Annotated in this window: 19 protein-coding genes; 16 read left to right on the top strand and 3 right to left on the bottom strand. The window is 49.8% G+C overall.

The genetic code is table 11. The annotated features are described in order from the left end of the window. Positions 1 to 19: 19 nt before the first annotated feature. A complete protein-coding gene (locus tag SU32_RS00765) occupies positions 20 to 598 on the bottom strand; it encodes a GNAT family N-acetyltransferase (RefSeq protein ID WP_053997404.1) in 579 nt (192 codons plus the stop codon). Further along, positions 595 to 1,482 (bottom strand): phosphoserine phosphatase SerB, encoded by an 888-nt coding sequence (serB, locus tag SU32_RS00760; RefSeq protein ID WP_053997403.1) that lies wholly within the window; start codon positions 1,480 to 1,482, stop codon positions 595 to 597. The genes SU32_RS00765 and serB overlap by 4 nt, the downstream gene beginning before the upstream one ends. A gap of 117 nt (positions 1,483 to 1,599) precedes the next feature. Here serB and miaA point away from each other — a divergent pair, with 117 nt between their 5' ends. Next, on the top strand, positions 1,600 to 2,475 hold the full coding sequence (gene miaA, locus SU32_RS00755; RefSeq protein WP_053997556.1) for a tRNA (adenosine(37)-N6)-dimethylallyltransferase MiaA: 876 nt from the start codon (positions 1,600 to 1,602) through the stop codon (positions 2,473 to 2,475). 101 nt (positions 2,476 to 2,576) lie between these two features. Next, on the top strand, positions 2,577 to 3,362 hold the full coding sequence (locus SU32_RS00750; RefSeq protein WP_053997402.1) for a GGDEF domain-containing protein: 786 nt from the start codon (positions 2,577 to 2,579) through the stop codon (positions 3,360 to 3,362). A gap of 41 nt (positions 3,363 to 3,403) precedes the next feature. On the opposite strand, the gene SU32_RS00745 is transcribed toward SU32_RS00750, so the two are convergent. Next, entirely contained in the window at positions 3,404 to 5,371 is a 1,968-nt protein-coding gene (locus SU32_RS00745) for an ATP-binding protein (RefSeq protein ID WP_053997401.1), read from the bottom strand. A 357-nt stretch (positions 5,372 to 5,728) separates the two neighbouring features. Between SU32_RS00745 and SU32_RS00740 the strand changes: the two genes are divergently transcribed. The 14 genes from SU32_RS00740 to SU32_RS00675 all read left to right on the top strand — a co-directional run bounded on the left by SU32_RS00740 (position 5,729) and on the right by SU32_RS00675 (position 20,363). Further along, positions 5,729 to 7,492 carry an acetolactate synthase 3 large subunit gene (locus SU32_RS00740; RefSeq protein WP_053997555.1) on the top strand — a complete coding sequence of 588 codons (1,764 nt, stop codon included), beginning with the start codon at positions 5,729 to 5,731 and terminating at the stop codon, positions 7,490 to 7,492. Positions 7,493 to 7,589: 97 nt separating this feature from the next. After that, entirely contained in the window at positions 7,590 to 8,162 is a 573-nt protein-coding gene (gene ilvN / locus SU32_RS00735; protein WP_053997400.1) for an acetolactate synthase small subunit, read from the top strand. Next, entirely contained in the window at positions 8,159 to 8,470 is a 312-nt protein-coding gene (locus SU32_RS00730) for a putative quinol monooxygenase (RefSeq protein WP_053997399.1), read from the top strand. Before ilvN ends, SU32_RS00730 begins: the two co-directional genes overlap by 4 nt. A gap of 19 nt (positions 8,471 to 8,489) precedes the next feature. Next, entirely contained in the window at positions 8,490 to 9,392 is a 903-nt protein-coding gene (locus SU32_RS00725; protein WP_053997398.1) for a diacylglycerol/lipid kinase family protein, read from the top strand. A 64-nt stretch (positions 9,393 to 9,456) separates the two neighbouring features. Continuing rightward, entirely contained in the window at positions 9,457 to 10,587 is a 1,131-nt protein-coding gene (locus tag SU32_RS00720; RefSeq protein ID WP_053997397.1) for an ATP-dependent DNA helicase, read from the top strand. Between the two features lie 127 nt (positions 10,588 to 10,714). Continuing rightward, positions 10,715 to 11,698, top strand: a complete 984-nt coding sequence (locus SU32_RS00715; RefSeq protein WP_053997396.1) for a fatty acid desaturase family protein — start codon at positions 10,715 to 10,717, stop codon at positions 11,696 to 11,698. Positions 11,699 to 11,901: 203 nt separating this feature from the next. Next, positions 11,902 to 12,648, top strand: a complete 747-nt coding sequence (locus SU32_RS00710) for a pyridoxine 5'-phosphate synthase (protein WP_053997395.1) — start codon at positions 11,902 to 11,904, stop codon at positions 12,646 to 12,648. Positions 12,649 to 12,733: 85 nt separating this feature from the next. Then, the gene (locus SU32_RS00705; protein ID WP_053997394.1) at positions 12,734 to 13,387 is read left to right on the top strand and encodes a TetR/AcrR family transcriptional regulator; all 654 of its coding nucleotides are present in this window, start codon (positions 12,734 to 12,736) and stop codon (positions 13,385 to 13,387) included. A 34-nt stretch (positions 13,388 to 13,421) separates the two neighbouring features. Continuing rightward, positions 13,422 to 14,441 (top strand): ketol-acid reductoisomerase, encoded by a 1,020-nt coding sequence (gene ilvC / locus SU32_RS00700; RefSeq protein WP_053997393.1) that lies wholly within the window; start codon positions 13,422 to 13,424, stop codon positions 14,439 to 14,441. A 113-nt stretch (positions 14,442 to 14,554) separates the two neighbouring features. Next, the gene (locus SU32_RS00695) at positions 14,555 to 15,250 is read left to right on the top strand and encodes an NUDIX hydrolase (protein ID WP_053997392.1); all 696 of its coding nucleotides are present in this window, start codon (positions 14,555 to 14,557) and stop codon (positions 15,248 to 15,250) included. Between the two features lie 14 nt (positions 15,251 to 15,264). Then, the gene (locus tag SU32_RS00690) at positions 15,265 to 16,167 is read left to right on the top strand and encodes a PhzF family phenazine biosynthesis protein (protein WP_053997554.1); all 903 of its coding nucleotides are present in this window, start codon (positions 15,265 to 15,267) and stop codon (positions 16,165 to 16,167) included. Beyond that, positions 16,164 to 17,459 carry a guanine deaminase gene (guaD, locus tag SU32_RS00685; protein ID WP_053997391.1) on the top strand — a complete coding sequence of 432 codons (1,296 nt, stop codon included), beginning with the start codon at positions 16,164 to 16,166 and terminating at the stop codon, positions 17,457 to 17,459. Before SU32_RS00690 ends, guaD begins: the two co-directional genes overlap by 4 nt. Before the next feature lie 94 nt (positions 17,460 to 17,553). After that, the gene (locus SU32_RS00680; protein WP_053997390.1) at positions 17,554 to 19,974 is read left to right on the top strand and encodes a mechanosensitive ion channel domain-containing protein; all 2,421 of its coding nucleotides are present in this window, start codon (positions 17,554 to 17,556) and stop codon (positions 19,972 to 19,974) included. 110 nt (positions 19,975 to 20,084) lie between these two features. Continuing rightward, positions 20,085 to 20,363: a hypothetical protein gene (locus tag SU32_RS00675; RefSeq protein WP_201454842.1), complete on the top strand. Its 279-nt coding sequence runs from the start codon at positions 20,085 to 20,087 to the stop codon at positions 20,361 to 20,363. The last annotated feature ends 8 nt before the right edge of the window (positions 20,364 to 20,371 follow it).

Below are 20,371 nucleotides of genomic sequence, written 5' to 3'. Positions count from 1 at the left end.
AACTTAAAGAAACGGCGGTTTAACCCGCCGTTTTTTGTTTGAGCCACTCATCGCGCGTAATGACATAAGTGTCGTGGCGAAGAAGATCATCCCGATCGGCCGGAATATTGGGATGATCGAAGCTAAGGCCCTTTTTCAACCTCATGCCGATACGCTCCATAACCGCAAAGGATTTCGCGTTTGTTTGAACGGCAAAAGCCATAATTTCCTTTAGACCTAACACTTCAAAACCATAGTCCAGAAAAGCACTGGCTGATTCTGTCGCATAACCCTGATGCCAGAATTCCGGCAAAAAGCGCCAGCCGATTTCTGTGCCCGGACCGTTGGGAAAATCGCCGCGAACAGGGGCGATACCGGCCATGCCGATGACCTGTCCGGTACTTTTCAAAGCTACCGCAGTCCACCCATAACCGTGCTCAGTGATCATATTGGCAATGACACCCAACATCTGGTCTGCTTCTTCACGGGTGCGCCGATGCGGGAAAAACTCCATGATTTGGGCATCATTACTTAACCGATGAAATACATCACCGTCTTTGGTTTTATCCCAATGGCGTAGAATTAGGCGCGCGGTTGTAACTTTATCGCCCGGTTTCATCGACCGATCTCGTCTGCATGATAGCCTTGCACATAAAGCAGTGCACTTAGATCGCCATGATCAATGCGAATATCTGCTGCCGCAGCAACTGCCGGTTTCGCATGAAGGGCAACACCGGTTCCTGCCAGATCCAGCATGCCTAAGTCGTTCGCGCCGTCACCAACAGCGATGGCATCTTCCGGTGTTAATCCCAAACGGTTTGCAATGTCATTGAGCGCATCAACCTTGGCTTGCTTGCCAAGGATTGGTTCGCCAACGGTACCTGTCAGTTTCCCGTCGGCATGGAGCAGCGTGTTGGCCCGGTTTTCCTGAAAGCCGATCATCTGCGCGATGCGGCTGGTAAATTCTGTGAACCCGCCTGATACGAGCGCACAATAAGCGCCTTGTTTGCGCATCGTGCGAACAAGTTCAACGCCGCCGGGCATTAGTTCAATACGGGTTGCGATAACCTGATCGATCACGCTAACCGGTAGGTCTTTTAGCAATGCGACGCGCTCTTTCAGCGCGGCGTTGAATTCTATTTCGCCATTCATCGCGCGGGCTGTGATTTCGGAGACCTGCTCTTTGATACCTGCTTCTGCGGCAAGCTCATCGATGCACTCCTGCCGGATCATCGTTGAATCCATGTCGGCAATGAGGATATTCTTCTTCCGGTTTTTACCGGCCGGCTGGACGACGATATCAATCGGTTTCTCACCGATGATTTCTAGAGCCGTTCTCCGGATAACGGATTTTTCTGCGCCATCGCATGTTAAATCGAGAACTTCACCATCCTTGAGCCAATTGAAGTTTTCGCAATTGAGCGCCGCCGAACAGCGCAAGGCAATCTCCTGCGTGATCAATTTGCTGTTTTGGGGCGCGATGAGCGTGACGAAGAATGACATTTACAATTGCCTTTAAGCTTGCGGGTAGGCTGGTCCTATGCCAACTCAATTAGCATCGCAATAGGATCAGCGTTGAACGAGGTTAGGGTGAACGCCGACAGCAACAAAAAAACCACGATGCCATGGCGCAACGCGACCCTGCTGGCAGGGCCGACAGCGAGCGGCAAGTCCTCGCTTGCGCTTGATATAGCCCAAAAGAAAAACGGTGTGATTATCAATACCGATTCCATGCAGGTCTATGCATTGCTGCGTGTGTTGACGGCGAGACCGGCTGTTGAGGACGAAAAAATCGTGCCGCATTATTTGTACGGGCACATCCATCCTTCCGAGCCTTATTCGACCGGCAATTGGCTGCGGGATGTTGAGGCTTTATTGGCAGCGCTGACATCTGACCGACATGTCATATTTGTTGGTGGAACAGGACTTTATTTTCGTGCGCTTCTGGGCGGATTGTCGCCCATGCCGGAAGTTTCCGATGATGTGCGTCAATATTGGCGCGAGCGTCTTAACAATGAGGGAGCGGTCAGCTTGCATCAGGTTCTGACCGAAAAGGATGCTGCGGTTGCTAAAACGCTGAACCCATCAGACGGGCAACGTATTGCCCGTGCTTTGGAGGTTATTGATGCTACAGGCAAATCTATCGGCTGGTGGCAGAACCAGAAGGGCTTTCCTCTCGTTGATCCGGGCCAAGCCGAGCGCCTTGTTATCGCACCTGGCCGCAACATTCTAAAACAGAGAATTGCAACCCGTTTCGATCAGATGATTGATGAAGGCGCTCTTGCAGAGGTTGAGGCTCTGAATTCCCTTGGACTGAGCGATAGCATGCCCGCGATGAAAGCGATCGGGGTTCAGCAACTCAGCGATTATATAAAGGGCGAAAAGACACTTGATGAGGCAATCGAGCTTTCGAAGATTGCAACGCGGCAATATGCCAAACGCCAAATGACATGGTTTCGAAACCAGCTTGATGATACTTGGCAGCGTTTGGAGTAGTTGCCAGTAAAAGTGCTAAATATATTGCATGTGTACTAGTTGCTTAATATTCTTGCAAGAATACTCGTCTATCTTAGCTGTGCAAGTAGGTAGAGTTAAGTATGCGTCTTCACAGAGCTGAGATTTTCTTTCTAGGTTACGCCGCCTTGACGGCGGCGGCTACCTATTTGATTTTCTTGCTGAAACGCTATTTAGATGGCCGGATTGATGACGGTTATGCGGATATAAATGCTTTATCCGACTTCAACACATTATTGCTCGGTACACTGGGGATCATGATTTGCGGTTTATTGATCGCAATGCTCGGTATTTACCCTGCGCTTCGATCCGCATTGAAGGAACACGGCCGTTTGTCAGAGGTTACGCAAGATCTTACCAAAAAGAGCGCGACCTATCAGCATGCGGCTCTGACTGATCCTCTAACCGGACTTCACAACCGCCGCTATTTTGACGATGCTTTAGAACAATATCAGCAGGAATTCAGTGCTATCGGTCATCCGCTGGGCGTGATTCTGCTTGATCTTGATCACTTCAAAAGCATCAACGACACCTATGGTCACGATATCGGTGATGATGTTTTAAAAACGATTGCGAAATGCCTTCTCGATTATACACGTTTTCACGATGTGGTTGCGCGTGTGGGTGGAGAAGAATTTGCTATATTGGCACCGAATTTGGATTCAACGGCGCTTAACAAGCTTTCCAACCGCATACGCAATGCCATATCTGAAATCACTCTTAAGTCAGATGAAAACTGTTTCCGTGTGACTTGCTCTATGGGCATTACGATCTGGGACGGAAAAGAAACTCCGGCCGCATTTATCAAACGTGCTGATAAGAATCTTTATGCCGCAAAAAGCGGTGGACGCAACCGCGTCGTATCCTGAGTTTTTCCCACGCAAAAATATTCCATATATCAATGACGTATCTATGGCTTCCTAAAGCGGCTGATAATGCTGTTTGCGCTTCTTTGTGGTTCTTCTGAACTTTGAGCCGCGGGCGATGATTCTTTTTGGCGGATCGGGCTGCTGCTGGCACCCGATGAGGGTGACGGGCGACGAAGCGGGGTCGTTTCAGAAAAAAGGCTTTGTCTGACAGTGTCGAACCGGTCGGACGTCGGCTGCTGCGGAATTGAAGCCGGTTGCTCATCCACATAAGTGCCACCCAGAGGAGCGATGTCGGTCATAGAATCGCTTGCGGATCCGCCGCCAGGGAAGCGGATTTTGTGCAGGACGGTCCCGATATCGATAGGAATTTCCACATTATCGTCCCTGCTGCCTGCTTCTTCCATAAGATGGTTTGCGGGAAGCTCGTGCTGAGGAATATTGACAAAGCGCATACGCATCGGCGTATTCACACCCTGGCCAAACATGATTGCTTCGCGGTTTGCCAGTGAAGGCAGGAAGTTCAAATAGGAACGCGACGCGCCGGAAATTGCCTTGCGCACGATGCTCTGGTCAATATCGTTGCCAAGGCGCATAGCCACAAATGTGTTGCACTGGGAAAGGATCGTTTCATCCAGTTCGCCGGGGCGCTGTGTCACAACGCCAAGGCTAACGCCGTATTTACGACCTTCCTTTGCAATTCGTGCAATCGCCTGACGTGTCGGGGCAAAACCGTCTGCCTTATTAGCCGGAATATAGCGGTGAGCCTCTTCACAAAGCACCAGTGTCTTGATTTTTGAATTACTCCAGACCGCAAGATCAAACGCAAGGCGGCAGAGAACGGAGACCACGGCGTTGACGACTTCTGACGGGATACCGTTCAACTGGAAAACCGTGATCGGTTTGCCGTTGGCCGGCACGCGGAATATGGTCGACAATACGCCATCCAAATTGTCCTCAATCGTTGTTTTGGAGAACATGAAGCGGAAATTGGGATCGCTGGTCAATGCATTGATGCGGGCGAGCAATGACTTCAAATGGCTGCGCTGTTCGCCATTGCCCAGTTTGCCCAAAGCATCGTCTATCAACCGCACAAGATCGGACATCCGGTAGGGAAGCGGCGTATCTGCTGTGATACCCGTGCCGTCTTTTTGAGCGCGGCGAATGGTTGTTCGCTCGTCACCTTTAAAGAGCTGCTTGGCGCGCGGTATCATGTCACGCAGAATATCGACTTCAGCGGGAATATGATCGTTGCCGCGGAACAAGACCTCGACAAATTCTTCCAACCTGAACGCCCAGAATGGCAGATCCAGATTGGAGTCCGATACGACAATGGATTTGTCCGGAAATGCTGAGGAAAATTCGTTGTGCGGGTCAAGAATGAGGATCCGCATGTCGGGGCGTGCCTCAATAATCTTGCGCATAAGAAGCGTTACGGTTGACGACTTGCCAACGCCGGTCGTGCCTACCACGGCAAAATGGCGCGATATCATCGCGTCAATCGCAATCAAGGCGGGGATGTCGGAATTCTGCGAAAGAGTGCCGATCTTTACCGCCGATGCGTCGCTATTTTCAAAAACAGCCGAAAGGTCGGCACTGCGAATCCGGTGCGCAATCGCGCCTAGGTGCGGGTAGGCGGAAATACCGCCGTTGAAGCGCGGCTTGCCGGCAGCATCATTGGTGATTTCGCCAACCAGCTCCACATGAATTTTCATGTGGTTATCGCCTTCGGTGTCCCAAACGTCATTATCAGATTCGATTTTGTGCAGCATGCCGATGGTCCGCACACCATCGCCGACAGAGATAGAAATGAGCATGCCGACAGACCAGTAATCTTCACTGGCTGTTTCATTTTTGCGCATGCTTGCTGATATGACGGCATGCATACCGTCACATTCGATAACATGTCCCTCGGTCCGGTTCCTGATTATCGAACCGTCAGGTGCTCTGTTAACGCGGCTCTGGTCTCTGGAACCGACCGCCTTATAACCTAATTGATCGTAGCTATTCATGTATTCTGCCCCGCATGGGGTCGTTTTAGCATGTTTATCGTTAACGAGACGCTATCATCGTGACAAATCTAATTATGACATTGCATATTTCGTGGACAATTTCGGGCTTGACTGGACGTCATCGCGTGATAACTTTCGATTTATGACCAATATTATTCTAATCGTGGTGGGACGGCGCATGGGCAAGATGGTGTAACCATCTGGCGAAAGCTCCCATGCGCGGTAAACAACAGGCTCCTAAAGGGAGCCTTTTTTATTGCCTTTTGATGGTCAAATGCTCAAAAGGATTTCAGAGAACCAAATTTAGACGGAAAAAAGAAGATGAACGCTAAGAAACGCGACTTTGATGGCTCAGAGATGACAGGTGCCGCGATGGTTCTGCAGGCACTGCGTGATAACGGCGTAGAGCATATTTTTGGATATCCGGGCGGGGCGGTGCTGCCGATTTATGACGAGATATTCCAACAGGATGATATTGAGCATGTGCTTGTAAGGCACGAGCAGGGTGCCGGACATGCGGCTGAAGGCTATGCCCGTTCCACCGGCAAGGCCGGTGTTGTGCTGGTTACTTCCGGTCCAGGCGCAACCAATACGGTTACAGCGCTTCAGGACGCGCTGATGGATTCCATTCCGCTTGTCTGCATAACAGGGCAGGTGCCCACGTCGCTCATTGGTTCTGACGCGTTTCAGGAGTGCGACACCGTTGGCATTACACGGCCTTGCACAAAACATAACTGGCTTGTGAAATCGGTTGAAGAATTGCCGCGCGTTCTGCACGAAGCATTCCGTATTGCAACCACCGGACGTCCGGGGCCTGTTGTTGTTGATGTTCCAAAAGACGTTCAGTTTGCTCTTGGTACATATTGCGGGCCGCAAGTTGCTGAAGCGCGCATAAGCTACAAACCGAAAATGGAGGCCGATTCCGCACGCATCAAAAAAGCTGTTGCGTTGATGGCCAAAGCCAAGAAACCTATTATTTATTCAGGTGGCGGCGTTATCAATTCTGGCGATAAAGCCAGCAAGTTGCTGCGTGAACTCGTCAAGGAAACCGATTTTCCAATCACATCGACGCTTATGGGGTTGGGCGCCTATCCGGCATCTGGAAAGCGCTGGCTTGGCATGTTGGGCATGCACGGCACCTATGAAGCGAACATGGCGATGCATGACTGTGATGTCATGATCAATATAGGTGCGCGCTTTGATGACCGTATTACGGGCCGTATTGATGCGTTTTCGCCGAACTCAAAGAAAATCCATGTCGATATCGACCCAAGCTCAATCAACAAAATCGTGCATGTTGATATTGGTGTTATTGGCGATGTGGCACACGTTCTTGAGCAGATGCTGGCGCATTGGAAGAAAGAAAAGAAAAAAGAACAAGCCAAGGAACTCAAAGACTGGCATGCGCAAATTGTCACTTGGAAGGCACGTAACTCGCTGGCTTATCACAGCACGTCAGAAGTGATTATGCCGCAACATGCCATTGAGCGCCTTTATGAAGCGTCGCTGCGCTCAGGCAAGGAAACATTTGTGACAACCGAAGTTGGCCAGCACCAGATGTGGGCGGCTCAGTATTTCGGGTTTGAAGAACCTAACCACTGGATGACATCAGGCGGTCTGGGTACGATGGGTTATGGTTTTCCTGCTGCTGTTGGCGTTCAGGTTGCGCACCGCGATGCGCTTGTCATTGATATTGCCGGCGATGCGTCTATTCAAATGATGATGCAGGAGATGTCGACTGCTGTTCAATACAATCTGCCGGTGAAAATCTTTATCCTGAACAATCAATATATGGGCATGGTCCGCCAGTGGCAGCAATTGCTGCATGGAAACCGTTTGTCGAGCTCCTATTCGGAAGCGGTGCCGGACTTTGTCAAACTGGCCGAGGCTTACGGGGCAACGGGCATGTATTGCGATGACCCTGCCAAGCTTGATGACGCGCTTGATGAAATGATCAATACGGAAGGACCGGTTATTTTTGATTGCCGCGTTGCCAATCTGGCGAATTGTTTCCCAATGATCCCATCTGGTAAGGCGCATAATGAAATGTTGCTGCCGGATGAAGCCAGCGATGATGCGATTGCGACTGCAATTGATAACAAAGGCAAGGCTCTGGTTTGATTATGAAGCGTCAGAATACAGGCTTTTACGAGTATCGGTGCGGCACATGTCAGGCTGACATCGCACTAATGGCAAATTTCAATAAGGAGCTTTCGCTATGAACGAAGCTGTTGCATCACCGGCTTCTGCCTATTTTATCGTTAAAGATAACGGGACTCCGGAAAACCATACTTTATCAGTTCTGGTCGATAACGAGCCGGGTGTTCTGGCGCGTGTTATCGGCCTGTTTTCTGGGCGCGGTTATAACATCGAAAGTTTGACTGTTACCGAGACAGAGCATGAAAAGCATCTGTCCCGTATCACGATTGTCACCAATGGTACCCATTCGGTTCTGGAACAAATCCGACATCAGCTGGAGCGGATTGTGCCGGTGCATTCCGTCACAGATCTGACCGTTGTGGCGCATGCAAAAGGCTATGAAAAACCGCTGGAGCGTGAACTTGCCATGTTGAAAGTTGTTGCGACAGGCGAGAAACGACTTGAAGCGCTGCGTTTGGCCGATGCGTTCAAAGCGCAGGTGATTGATGCGAACGTCACCCATTTCATTTTTGAGGTGACGGGCAGAACTTCAAAAATCGAACAGTTTATCGCGATCATGGCCCCGCTCGGACTGGTTGAAGTGTGCCGTACCGGCGTGGCAGCCATGGCACGCGGTCCGGAAATTGAATGACCAACACCGGTGAACTGCCTGATCTTGAGAAAGGCAATATTCATCTGACAGGATATATTGATGTTCCCGCCGAGCGCTTAGACGCCGTGCTTTGCGCAATGAATGCCCATATTAATCTGACGCACGCGGAACCAGGCTGTGTTTATTTCGTTATCAAGCGGGATAAATCGAATCGGTGCCGTTTGAATGTGGAAGAGGTTTTCACTGATCGCGCTGCATTTGAATATCATCAACGTCGGGGAGCCGCATCTCACTGGGCAGATGTAACTAAAGGTATTGAACGTCATTTCGAGATCAGGGAAATCTGATTAGTGAGTGGTAGCAACAATGAAATTTTCTCTTCTCTTGAATGACCATAGCGGCACAGTTCGAGATATTGGCGCCGATGTCATTGAGGACAAATTTGTCAATTCATTTAAAGTTGCCGGTCACGAAGCCACAATCCACCATTTCAGTTCCGGTGATTTGATTGAAGCACTAAAAAGCTGCGCTTCTTCAGGATGCGACGGTATTGTTATGTGCGGGGGAGACGGTTCGGTATCAGCGGCCGCTTCTGTTCTTGCCGAAACTGATGTCGCGCTTGGTGTTTTGCCGGGCGGTACGATGAATCTTTACGCCCGCTCGCTGGGTATGCCGCTTGATGTTATCGAGGCAATAGAGGCATTGGCAACGGCAAAAATCCACAAAGCGGATGTCGGCTGTGCGGATGGACGCATTTTTGTGCATCAATTTGCGACAGGATTTCAGACCCGCGCGGTTCGGTTGCGCGAGAAAATGAAGTTCGGTTCCAAGTTCTCCAAAATACTGGCCAGTACAAAGGCGATTTTAAGCGTCACCACCAATCCGCCGGTTTACAAGCTGGAAATGAGTCTCGATGACGGTGAATTTCAGCCGGTAAAATCGTCATTGTTTGGCGTTACAAACAATGTCTTTGGTGTCGGTCATTTGCCCTATGCTGATGAAATTGATGGCGGCAAGCTGGGCATCTATTTTTCTAAGCCGCTTTCCCGATCAGGGGCGTTGAAGATTATTCGTGATTCTATTCTTGGCACATTGCATGACAATGAATTTGTATCGACGGGAGAGGCCGAGCGTGTCGTGCTGCGTTTTCCCAAGCTTAAGAAATCTGATCAGGCTGTGATCGACGGGGAACTGATCAAACTGAAAAAGCAGGTCGAGATCAAAATCATGAAGAAAGCTCTGCGCGTCATGGTGCCGGGTAAAAGTTGATTAAGCCCACCTGACGCATCATTTTCATATTTGCCTTGCGCGGCGAATCCCGTAAGCGTCTTTCATGCAGTTTTCACCTCAACAAGAAGATGCGCTCAAAGCGGTTGCCGACTGGCTCAAACGTGGCGACAGCCAGTTGTTCAGGCTGTTTGGCTATGCCGGTACCGGCAAAACAACTTTGGCACGACATTTTGCCGAAGGCGTTGACGGTGATGTTCAGTTTGCGGCCTTCACAGGAAAAGCTGCACAGGTGATGCGCGGCAAAGGCGCATCGAATGCCAAAACCATCCATTCGCTGATATACCGTCCGCGCGGTGAAGAAGAGCGCGAAGATGTTGTGACCGGAAAAATGGGCATGGCACCGGCCTTTGCACTCAACCGATCATCAGACATTGCCAAAGCCAAGCTCGTTATCGTTGATGAATGTTCAATGGTTGATGAAGACCTTGGCCGGGACCTTTTAAGCTTCGGCACACCGGTTCTGGTTCTGGGTGATCCTGGGCAGTTGCCGCCCATTTCCGGCGGCGGTTTTTTCACTGATGCGGAACCCGATTTTTTGCTGACCGAAATTCACAGACAAGCGGCGGAAAATCCAATTATCAAACTGGCAATGGATGTGCGCAGCGGCACTGAAATTATGTATGGTGATTACGGGCCATCGGCAAAAATCATCTCCAAGTCACAGGTCGATACCGATGAGGTTTTGGCCGCAGATCAGGTGTTGTTAGGTATCAATAAAACGCGGCGGCGCTATAATCAGCGACTGCGCGAACTTAAAGGATTTTCCGCGCAATATCCGCAGGCCGGCGACAAGCTTGTCTGTCTTCGCAATGATCCGAATAAAGGGCTTTTGAACGGATCGCTGTGGAAGGTGATGACATCCTCCAAGGAAACGACCAAGCCCGGCATCAACCTTCTGGTTTCACCTGATGACGGTGATCATGATCGCGGTGCCGCAAAAATCAAATTGTTGAAATCGGCGTTCGACAATCCGGACGAAGATGTGGCTTGGCAACTCAAAAAACGCTTTGACGATTTTGATTATGGCTATGCGCTGACGGTGCATAAGGCGCAGGGTTCGCAGTGGGACAATGTGGTGCTGTTTGACGAGAGCTATGCGTTTCGTGACATGCGTTCGCGCTGGCTTTACACCGCCATTACACGTGCGGCTGAAAAGATCACAATTGTCAAATAGTCCGGTGCGTATTTAACCATCTCTGCTTTTATACCTTTCGCTCGTTCAGTATTAACATTACGATTGTTGAAAAGAACGCTGCAGTGTTGAATGATTGCGGCAAATGTTCGGGCGAGGGATGTACGTTATGGCGAGCGAACGCTTTGTTGAGCCGAAAAGGCTGAAGGAACTTCAGCAGTTAAAGCCTTGGAAAACGGTAGCTGTGATTGCTTTTGATTGGGTCATCATAGGTCTTTCGATTGCAGCGTCACAAGCAGTCGGTACATGGTGGGCATGGCTTATCGCTACATTTGTGATTGCGGGAAGAATGCACGCACTGGCCTCAATTGTGCATGAAGTCGCGCACTACCGCTTGCATAGAAACAAGGTTCTCAATGATTGGATCGGCGATATATTTGTCGCTTGGCCGCTCTTGCTGACAATCAATTCCTACCGGCAAAACCATCTGATGCATCATCAGCATGCCAATACCGAGCTTGACCCGGATTATATGGTCAAATTCAACCAGGGCCGATTTATCTTCCCGCGCAAATTCTTCGGGTTCCTTAGCTCTCTGGCGGGATATCTCGTTGGCTATCATGGCTATCAGGACATGCGGACCGGATTGAACCGGTTAAACCGTAAACTGAGCCATTCGAAGACATATATCGCTCTACGCATATCGTTTTACGTAATTGTTTTGAGCAGTATAATTTTTGCAGGCTATGCGTATGAGTTTCTCATTTACTGGCTTATCCCTTACCCGACCATATTCTTTGGAATCATGTATATCCGCAGTGTTGCGGAACACTTTGCCATTGAGAATATTGATGAAAAGCTTGAGGGCACGCGCACGGTGATTCCGCATTTCTGGGAACGCGCTTTCTTTGGTCCGCACAATGTTTCCTATCATTTGGAACATCATATCTATGCAGGGGTGCCGTTCTATAATTTGCCCGCTTTGCACAAAGAGATGATGAAGCATCCGCAATTCGCTGCCAAGGCCCATATCACTTATGGCTACACAACCGGTCTTATACGCGAAATTCTTTCACATGCCGGCCGGCAAAATATGTCGATGGTGCCTGCTGCAACCAAGCATTTATATTCATCAGGAAATGCTGCCAAATAGGTCAGCTTTAGGTATTGCTTATTCTGGTCCGATGCCGATCGTTCAGTCTCATCATTGTGGTCGGGATGGACGCTTGCGCTGGTTTTATGCTTCTACCTGTACGACAGTTAGATCGACAGCGTAAAATGATACAGTGACAATTATTTGGTGGAAGCTGCAGGGGCGCTCTCATATGCTTTGGCCAATGAAGTGGAGTGCCTGTGATGCCCGTTAAGCTGTCGGTCAATGTGAATGCCGTTGCCATGTTGCGCAACCGCCGCGATTTGCCTTGGCCGAATCTCGTGGATCTGTCACGGCAGGCGCTGGAAGCCGGTGCCCATGGCATCACTGTCCATCCGCGTCCCGATCAACGTCACATCCGGTTTTCTGATCTTGCGCCGCTGCGCGCTTTGATTGACGACGAGTTTCCCGATGCAGAATTTAACATTGAGGGATATCCGACTGACGAATTTCTTGAACTGGTTATAAAACATGAACCGGAACAAGTAACGCTTGTGCCGGATGATCCGTCACAGGCCACGTCCGATCATGGGTGGGATTTCACCGGCAAAGGCAACTATCTTTATGACCGTGTCTGGCGCCTGAAAGATCGCGGATTCCGCGTCTCATTGTTCTGTGATCCCGATGCCGGTGAGGACATGATTGCCCGCGCCAAAGAAACTGGTGCTGACAGGGTGGAGCTATATACTGGCCCCTATGGTGCATGTTTTGACGATAATAAAGAAGCCGCCCATCAGGTGAATATGCTGGGCACAACGGCAGATTTTGCCAAGAGTGCAGGGCTTGGCGTTAATGCCGGTCATGATCTGACCGTCGCCAATTTACCGGCGCTTGTTGAGCGCGTTCCCCATCTGGCGGAAGTATCTATCGGGCATGGTCTGACAGCTGATGCACTTGAGCATGGCTATAAGGTTGCAGTAAAACGGTTCCTTGCCGCCTGCGGCCACTAAACTCGCTTATGAAATCACAAAATAATTGACTGACTGCAATTTTCCCGCTTGACATGGTACCGAACGGTACGGTACTAAGTTGCTCATGAACACACATGCTGATCCATATATTGAAACTGACTTCACAGACCGGCAGGGTGCGGTGCTGGAAGCTGCACTTGGACTGTTGGTTGAGGGCGGCGAAAAGGCAATTACGACCGCCGGAATTGCCCGTGCTGCCAACTGTTCCAAAGAGAGCCTTTACAAATGGTTTGGTGACCGTGACGGCATTCTCGCCGCCATGATAACGTATCAGGCTTCGAAGGTTCGCGTGTCCGCGCGTCTTGGCGGCCCATCGCAGTCGCCGGAGGCTTTTCGTGCCGAGCTTGAAGTTTTTGCCAATGACCTTCTGACTGTTCTGTCAGGCGAGACATCGCTGGCACTTAACCGTCTGGCTATCGGGCAGGGCAGCCGCGAAGGCTCGGTGCTCGGTAATCTTTTGATCGAACGCGGACGCAAAACAGTGCGGGAACGCGCATTGGTGCTTTTGCAATCAGGGCAACTGGCAGGGGTATTGCGCTTTAATGACCGCGCCGCTGCATTTGATACACTTTACAGCCTCGTTGTCGGTGATTTTCATGTGCGTATGCTGCTGGGTGAAAGCGTTCCGGCCTTGCGCGATGAGCTGGCCCGCAAAGAACATGTCGAGCAGGCAATCGACCGATTCCATCTGTTATATTCAAAAGACCAGATGAACTAATATTCAAACAATAACTTACTAACTGGAGACGACAATGCGCGTATATTACGACCGTGATGCAGACTTGAATTTGATTAAAGGCAAAAACGTACTGATTATCGGTTATGGTTCACAGGGTCGCGCCCATGCCATGAACCTGAAAGATTCCGGCGCGGAAAATGTACGCATTGCACTGCGTGAAGGCTCAACAACGGCGCTTAAAGCTGAAGCAGACGGTTTCACAGTGATGAATGTTGCTGACGGTGCCGCATGGGCTGACCTAATGATGATGGCAACGCCTGACGAATTGCAGGCTGGCATCTACAAAGAACATGTGGAAGCCAACATCAAAGACGGCGCGGCGATTGCATTTGCCCATGGTTTGAACGTTCACTTCGGTCTTATCGAGCCGTCAAAAAACATTGACGTTGTGATGATTGCGCCCAAAGGGCCTGGCCACACGGTCCGCGGTGAATACCAAAAAGGTGGCGGCGTTCCATGTCTGATCGCGATCCATCAGGATTCATCCGGCAACGCGCATGATCTCGCATTGTCTTATGCATGCGGTGTTGGCGGTGGCCGTTCAGGTATTATCGAAACAACATTTCAGGAAGAGTGTGAAACAGACCTCTTCGGTGAACAGGCTGTTCTTTGCGGCGGTTTGGTCGAGCTTATCCGTGCTGGCTATGAAGTTCTTACAGAAGCCGGTTATGCACCGGAAATGGCTTATTTCGAGTGTCTGCATGAAGTGAAGCTGATCGTTGACCTGATCTATGAAGGCGGTATCGCCAACATGAACTACTCAATCTCCAACACTGCCGAATGGGGTGAGTATGTAACAGGTCCGCGCATCATCACAGAAGAAACAAAAGCTGAAATGAAGCGCGTGCTACACGACATTCAGACCGGTAAATTTACATCCGAGTGGATGCAGGAATGGCATTCAGGTGCAGCCAAGTTTAAAGGCACACGCCGCATGAACGATTCTCACCCGATTGAAGAAACAGGCGAAAAGCTTCGCGCTATGATGCCTTGGATCAAATCCAACGCACTTGTGGACAAAGAAAAGAACTAAAAATCCTCCCGGATTTAAACCTGAAAGCCGCGATCATAGCATCGCGGCTTTTTTGTTGGCTGCGGGTATGAATTATCGCTTTCCATGATCGGGGTTCATGTTAAACGCGACGCATGATCCATCTGATTACCGACTGCAAGCTGACTGTCTCGCGCGAGCCGCTTCCCTATGAAGAGGCACATAAATCGCTCATTGATGTTTTTTGGGAGCAGGCATATGCGCTCAATCCCCGCTTATGGAACGGCACTTTCTATATGTTTTCTGATGTGCGCATTGAGAACGGCTGTTTGTATGCACAGGCACACCGGACCGATTTTGCGACATTTCTTTATTGGCGCGAGAACGGTAGCGATGGCGCGACACGACATATGACGGCGACAACATTTCCGGCGCTTAATGATGGTTCGTTGCTGGCTGTTCGTATGTCGCAACATACGGCAAATGCCGGACGAGTTTATTTTCCCGCCGGTTCCTTTGATCAGGATGACGTAATCGAAAACCAGCTTGATCCAATCGGTTCCATGAAACGGGAAATGAGCGAGGAAACCGGAATTTCAGTCGATGATAGATGGTTTGAAGGACCGCTTTTAGCGGTAGAACAAGACAACTCGATTTTCATTACGCGGAAAACCAATATTCCCTATGGGTTTGATGAGGTTGAGAAAATCTGGCAGCGGCATCAAAAGAACGGCGGTGATGATGAAATATGCGGCCTTGTGCAGATTGAAACGACAAGGCACATTCCGGATGTAATGCCGCGCTATGCTGTGGAGTTATGTGCCTATCATTTTGGACATGAAGTATTATGACAAGAAATAACGCCATCAAACGCCATTATGCCATTTATGATGTGTTCACGCATGAGGTGTTGAGCGGCAATCCTTTGGCTGTTGTTTTTGACAGTGAGGGACTAAGCCAAAGCGCAATGCAGGCCATCGCTGCCGAATTCAATCTGTCTGAAACGGTGTTCATCGGTAAGGCGGAAAACAAAGCGCATACCGCCAAGCTTAAAATCTTTATGCCGCGCGGTGAGCTGCCATTTGCCGGTCACCCGACTGTGGGGGCGACTGTTGCCATTTGTGAGGCGCAAAACACCGATGTCTCGCGCATTTTGATGCTTGAAGAAAATGTTGGCGTTATACGCAGTGCCTATTCCAAAAAAGATGTCGGCTATGGTGAGTTTGACTTGCCTCAGCTGCCCGCCCGCGAGGTACCGGCACTTGAAAAAGAAATGGTGGCGGCAGCACTCAGTATCAGCGAAAATGATATCGGGTTTGAAAATCATCTTATCAGCCAGTTCAATGCTGGTGTGCCATATCTGTGCGTGCCGGTAAAAAACTTAAGCGTGATGGAGCGGCTGGTCTTTGATGAGACGCGCTGGCTTTCTTATTTCCCCGCGCTTAGACCGCTTCAAGTGCTATGTCCCTATGTCTATTGCCGCGAAACGATCAATCATGATGCCTCTTTGCATACACGTCTGTTTGCGCCGCATCACGGTATTCCGGAAGATCCGGCAACGGGCTCGGCAGCCGCAGCGCTTGCCGGTGCGCTGTTTTATTTTGACGGACCGGGAGATGGCGCGCACGATTATCTAATCGAGCAAGGAATTGAAATGGGTCGTCCGTCCTTTATCCGACTTGAGGTCGATTGTCATAACGGGGTTATGAATTCGGCGCGAATTGGCGGACATGCAATAAAAATCGCAGAAGGTACATTGTTGGTATGAGTGCAGCGCACCAGATTATTCGCGGAAGATTGTTATCCTTTTCCGATGAGCCGATGGGGCCGGATGAGCTTGATAAGTATGAATATATCGAGGATGGCGCGCTCGTTTGCGAGGCCGGAAAAATAATCTGGACAGGGGCTTGGAATGATCTTCCCGAGAAATTTTCAAACGAAGATTTTACCGATCACAGACCTCATTTGATCGTTCCAGGCTTTATTGACTGCCATATACACTTTCCTCAACTTCAAGTCGTCGGCTCTTATGCAGGTTCTCTGCTTGAATGGCTCAACACATACACATTTGTTGAAGAGCAGCGATATAGTGATGTAGCGCTTGCCGAAGCAATGGCTTCAAGATTTTTAGACCAGCTTGCAGCGCATGGTACGACAACTGCAGTGGCCTTCGGCTCGGTGCATAAAACATCATGCGATGCGCTTCTAGTGGAAGCGGAAAAGCGTGATATGCGGATGATCGCCGGTAAGGTGATGATGGACCGCAACGCGCCTGAAGCGCTGCTTGATACAGCGCAATCAGGCTATGACGATACTAAGGCGCTGCTTGAATACTGGACAGGCAAGGAGCGCTGCGAAGTGGCGATTACGCCGCGTTTTGCTTTGACTTCTACCGAAGCGCAGATGGAAGCTTCAGGCACTTTGGTGCGTGAGTATCCGAACGCTTTGATGCAAACGCATTTGTCAGAAAATCATGATGAAATCTCTACGGTGATGGCGCTCTACCCGAAATGTAAAGATTACACCGATGTTTATGACACATACGGGCTGCTGACTGATAAAGCGCTGTTTGGCCATACAATCCATGTCAGTGAGCGTGAAGCGGCGCGGCTAGCCGAGACAGGCGCGGTGGCGGTGTTCTGTCCGACATCGAATTTGTTTCTCGGAAGCGGTTCTTATGACCACGCACGTTTAAGTGCGGCCGGTATGCGGCACGCTATCGCGACAGATATTGGCGGGGGAACGTCTTGGTCCATGCTGCGCACGCTCGATGAAGGGTATAAAATTCAAAATTGCCTAGGCTACCGCTATCATCCGCTGCGCTCGTTCTATCAAGCGACATTGGGTAATGCGCGGGCCATCAACCATGCGGATAAAATCGGCACGCTGGACGTTGGAACCGAGGCTGATTTTATTGTGCTCAATGTCAATGCAACCCCGGCAATGGCGCTGCGCGCTGAAAGAATTGAAAACCTGTCCGAAGAGCTTTTTGTTTTGCAAACGATGGGCGATGATCGGGCTGTGGAAGCGACCTATATCGCGGGCAACAAAACAAAATAAGGTCAATTATTGTGTTAAGTATGCTTCCATCGCACAGACTTGCCATATGTTTCGGCTAATCTATGCGCCGTGAGAGTTGTGCTTTGGAGCATTCATGCATCTTTTTCGACACCTAATTTCAGCAGTTTTACTTGTTTTTCTGGCAACAATTGCGACCGCCCAAGAGGTGGGAGAAGAGCAAGTTCAAGCGGTCGAGGCAATCACCCAAAAAATTGAACAGTTTGCCAAAGAGGTTGAGGCTGCACGTGACTCAGATCAGCGCTTGGTGGAGCTTAGTGTCGAGATTGACGCGCTTGAGAAACAGCTGATCGAGCGTGGCGTTGAGCTGTCTCCGCGTTTGCCTCAGGTTAAATTGCGGCTTGATCAGCTTGGTCCTGCGCCGGCTGAAGGTGAGGGACGCGAACCAAAGAGTATCGAGGACGAGCGGCAACAACTTGTCGAAGAACGTGGCCGAATAAACCAGCTTTTGGGCATGCTGGAAGAGCAGTCCATTCGGGCAAACCAGTTAACCGATGAAATTTCCGAAGCACGCCGACAATTGTTCACGGATGCGCTGTCACGGCGCTATAACATTATCGAAGCTTTTAGTTCTGATCTTTTCAAAGATGTTGAGGACCGTGTTAATTCGCTTAGCAATCGCGTTAATTCATGGTGGAACTTTACCTGGCGCTTTAAATTCAGGAATGCCCTTTTAGGAATTGGCGGCGTCCTGGCGCTCACGCTTGTAGCCCTGCTGGGATCAAGAAAAATATTCTCCGGATGGGTTTACCGTGATCCTGCGGTGCCTGACCCTTCTTATCTTACGCGCCTTACGACAGCGTCCTGGTACACAATTTTACCAACCGCCCTCGCGTGGCTGTTTCTACTCTTGACTTTCCTTGTCATGAGTTTGCTGGGCGTCCTGCGTGACGATATTGGGTTGATTTTAGGCACAATTTTTGTTTGCGCCGCTATTATCATTTTGGTTTGGCGGCTGACGGAAGCTATTTTTGCGCCGAAATTAAAACAGTGGCGCCTCATTGATATAGCCGATCATGCAGCAGGTCCGTTGAAAAGCTTTGTCGTGCTTATGGTTTTAGTTTCGACAGCCGATGTACTTGTCACCCAAATCAATTCTATCATTGGTACATCAGTACCCGTGACGATTGTAAAAAGCCTGTTTACATCTATTGCCGTTGGCCTGCTGTTGATTTCAATCGCATTCCTTAAGCCATTTGACCAACAAGTCGATGAGGGAACGACCGTCAAAGCGCCTTGGCCACGCACCATAAAACTGTCGCTTTGTCTGGTTGGTGCGTGGCTTATTGTGTCTGCTCTTGTCGGATATATCGGTTTTGCCCGTTTTGCCGCACAGCAGATCGTCGTTACGGGTGCGGTTGTTGCTACCATGTATCTCGGCCTTCGCACTGCGCGCGCGATTTCAGAAGAAAGTGCGTTCGTAGAAACTGCACTCGGCAAGAGGTTTTTGAGCAGTTCTCACTTTACCGAAGCAGGCATTGACCAGTTGGGGTTAGTCTTCGGGTTTGCCGTGACAGCTTTGGTTTTGGCGACCGGTTTGCCGCTTCTTGCACTTCTGTGGGGCTTTCAGTGGCTGGATATCGAGCAATTCGTTGTCGGGCTTTTCACAGAGATTCAGGTTGGTTCGATATCCTTATCGATCAGCAGCATATTGATCGGTGTCTTACTGTTTTCGGTAGGGTTGTTTTTAACGCGCTATTTCAAGTCGTGGCTTGACGGCAAAATCCTATCGCGAAGCCGCATGGATGCCGGTGCACGAAGCTCAATTGTGACAGCTGTGGGTTATGTCGGGGTTGCTATTGCCGGCCTGTTCGGCGTTATGGCTGCCGGCATTGAGTTAAGCCAGCTGGCATTGATCGCGGGTGCGTTGTCACTCGGTATTGGTTTCGGTTTACAGAATATCGTCAGCAATTTTGTTTCGGGCCTCATTTTGCTTGCAGAACGCCCGTTCAAAGCAGGGGATATTGTTGAGGCTGGCGGTTTTACCGGCGTTGTGAAAAACGTGAAAGTTCGGGCAACCGAAATCGAGACCTTCGATAAAAAGACGCTGGTTTTACCGAACTCGGAAATGATCAACTCTGCTGTTATCAACTGGATGCATAAAACAGCACTTGGCCGTGTGAGCGTTGGTGTCGGCGTTTCCTATGATAGCGATGCGCAAGCGGTACATGACCTTTTAATTGAAATAGCCAATGACCACCCGCGTGTACTGGCGAACCCGGAACCTTTTGTTGATTTTCACAATTTCGGCGATTCCGCACTGGAATTCGATTTACGCGCCTATATCGCGGATGTTGGCTTTTCTATCGGTGTCATGACGGAGTTGCGGATTGCTATCCATCAGCGCTTTAAAGAGCGGGGGATTGAAATTCCGTTCCCGCAACGCGATGTAAACTTACGTGTCATCGATGGAAATGTCAGTCAGGTTTTAAAGAACGGTGAGCAGAAAGCGCCGGCGGTGATAAAGACGGGCAAAACGCCTAATTTGGACGATTAATATCGAATATATAGCAATTTCGGCTTTGTTCAGGCAACATTCAGGTTAGCCTGTTATATTGCCCATAAAGAAAGGCTTCTATTGTTAGGAGCATGAAAGGGAGACGAAATATGTCGTCGAAAATGATGAAGATTGCTTTGATTGCGGGTGTCGCGACAAGTCTGACTGCCTTTGCGGCTTCTGCTGCAAGCATCGAAAACAAAGATTCCGAGCCTCATACACTGTTTGTAACCGAGGACGGTGTGAAAAATGAGATTATTATTGGTGCAAATGAGATTGTAACAATCTGCCAAAACGGTTGTTTTATCACAATGCCAAATGGTGACCGTGCGGCGCTGTCCGGCGGCGAGAGTGTCAAAATTGTCGACAGTGCGGCTGTTATTAACTGACACCGATA

The sequence above is a fragment of the Ahrensia marina genome (genome assembly GCF_001293565.1).
Classification (GTDB): Bacteria; Pseudomonadota; Alphaproteobacteria; order Rhizobiales; family Rhizobiaceae; genus Ahrensia; species Ahrensia marina.
Note: the sequence above shows the minus strand (reverse complement) of the source record. Positions and strands in the feature narration are given on the sequence as shown.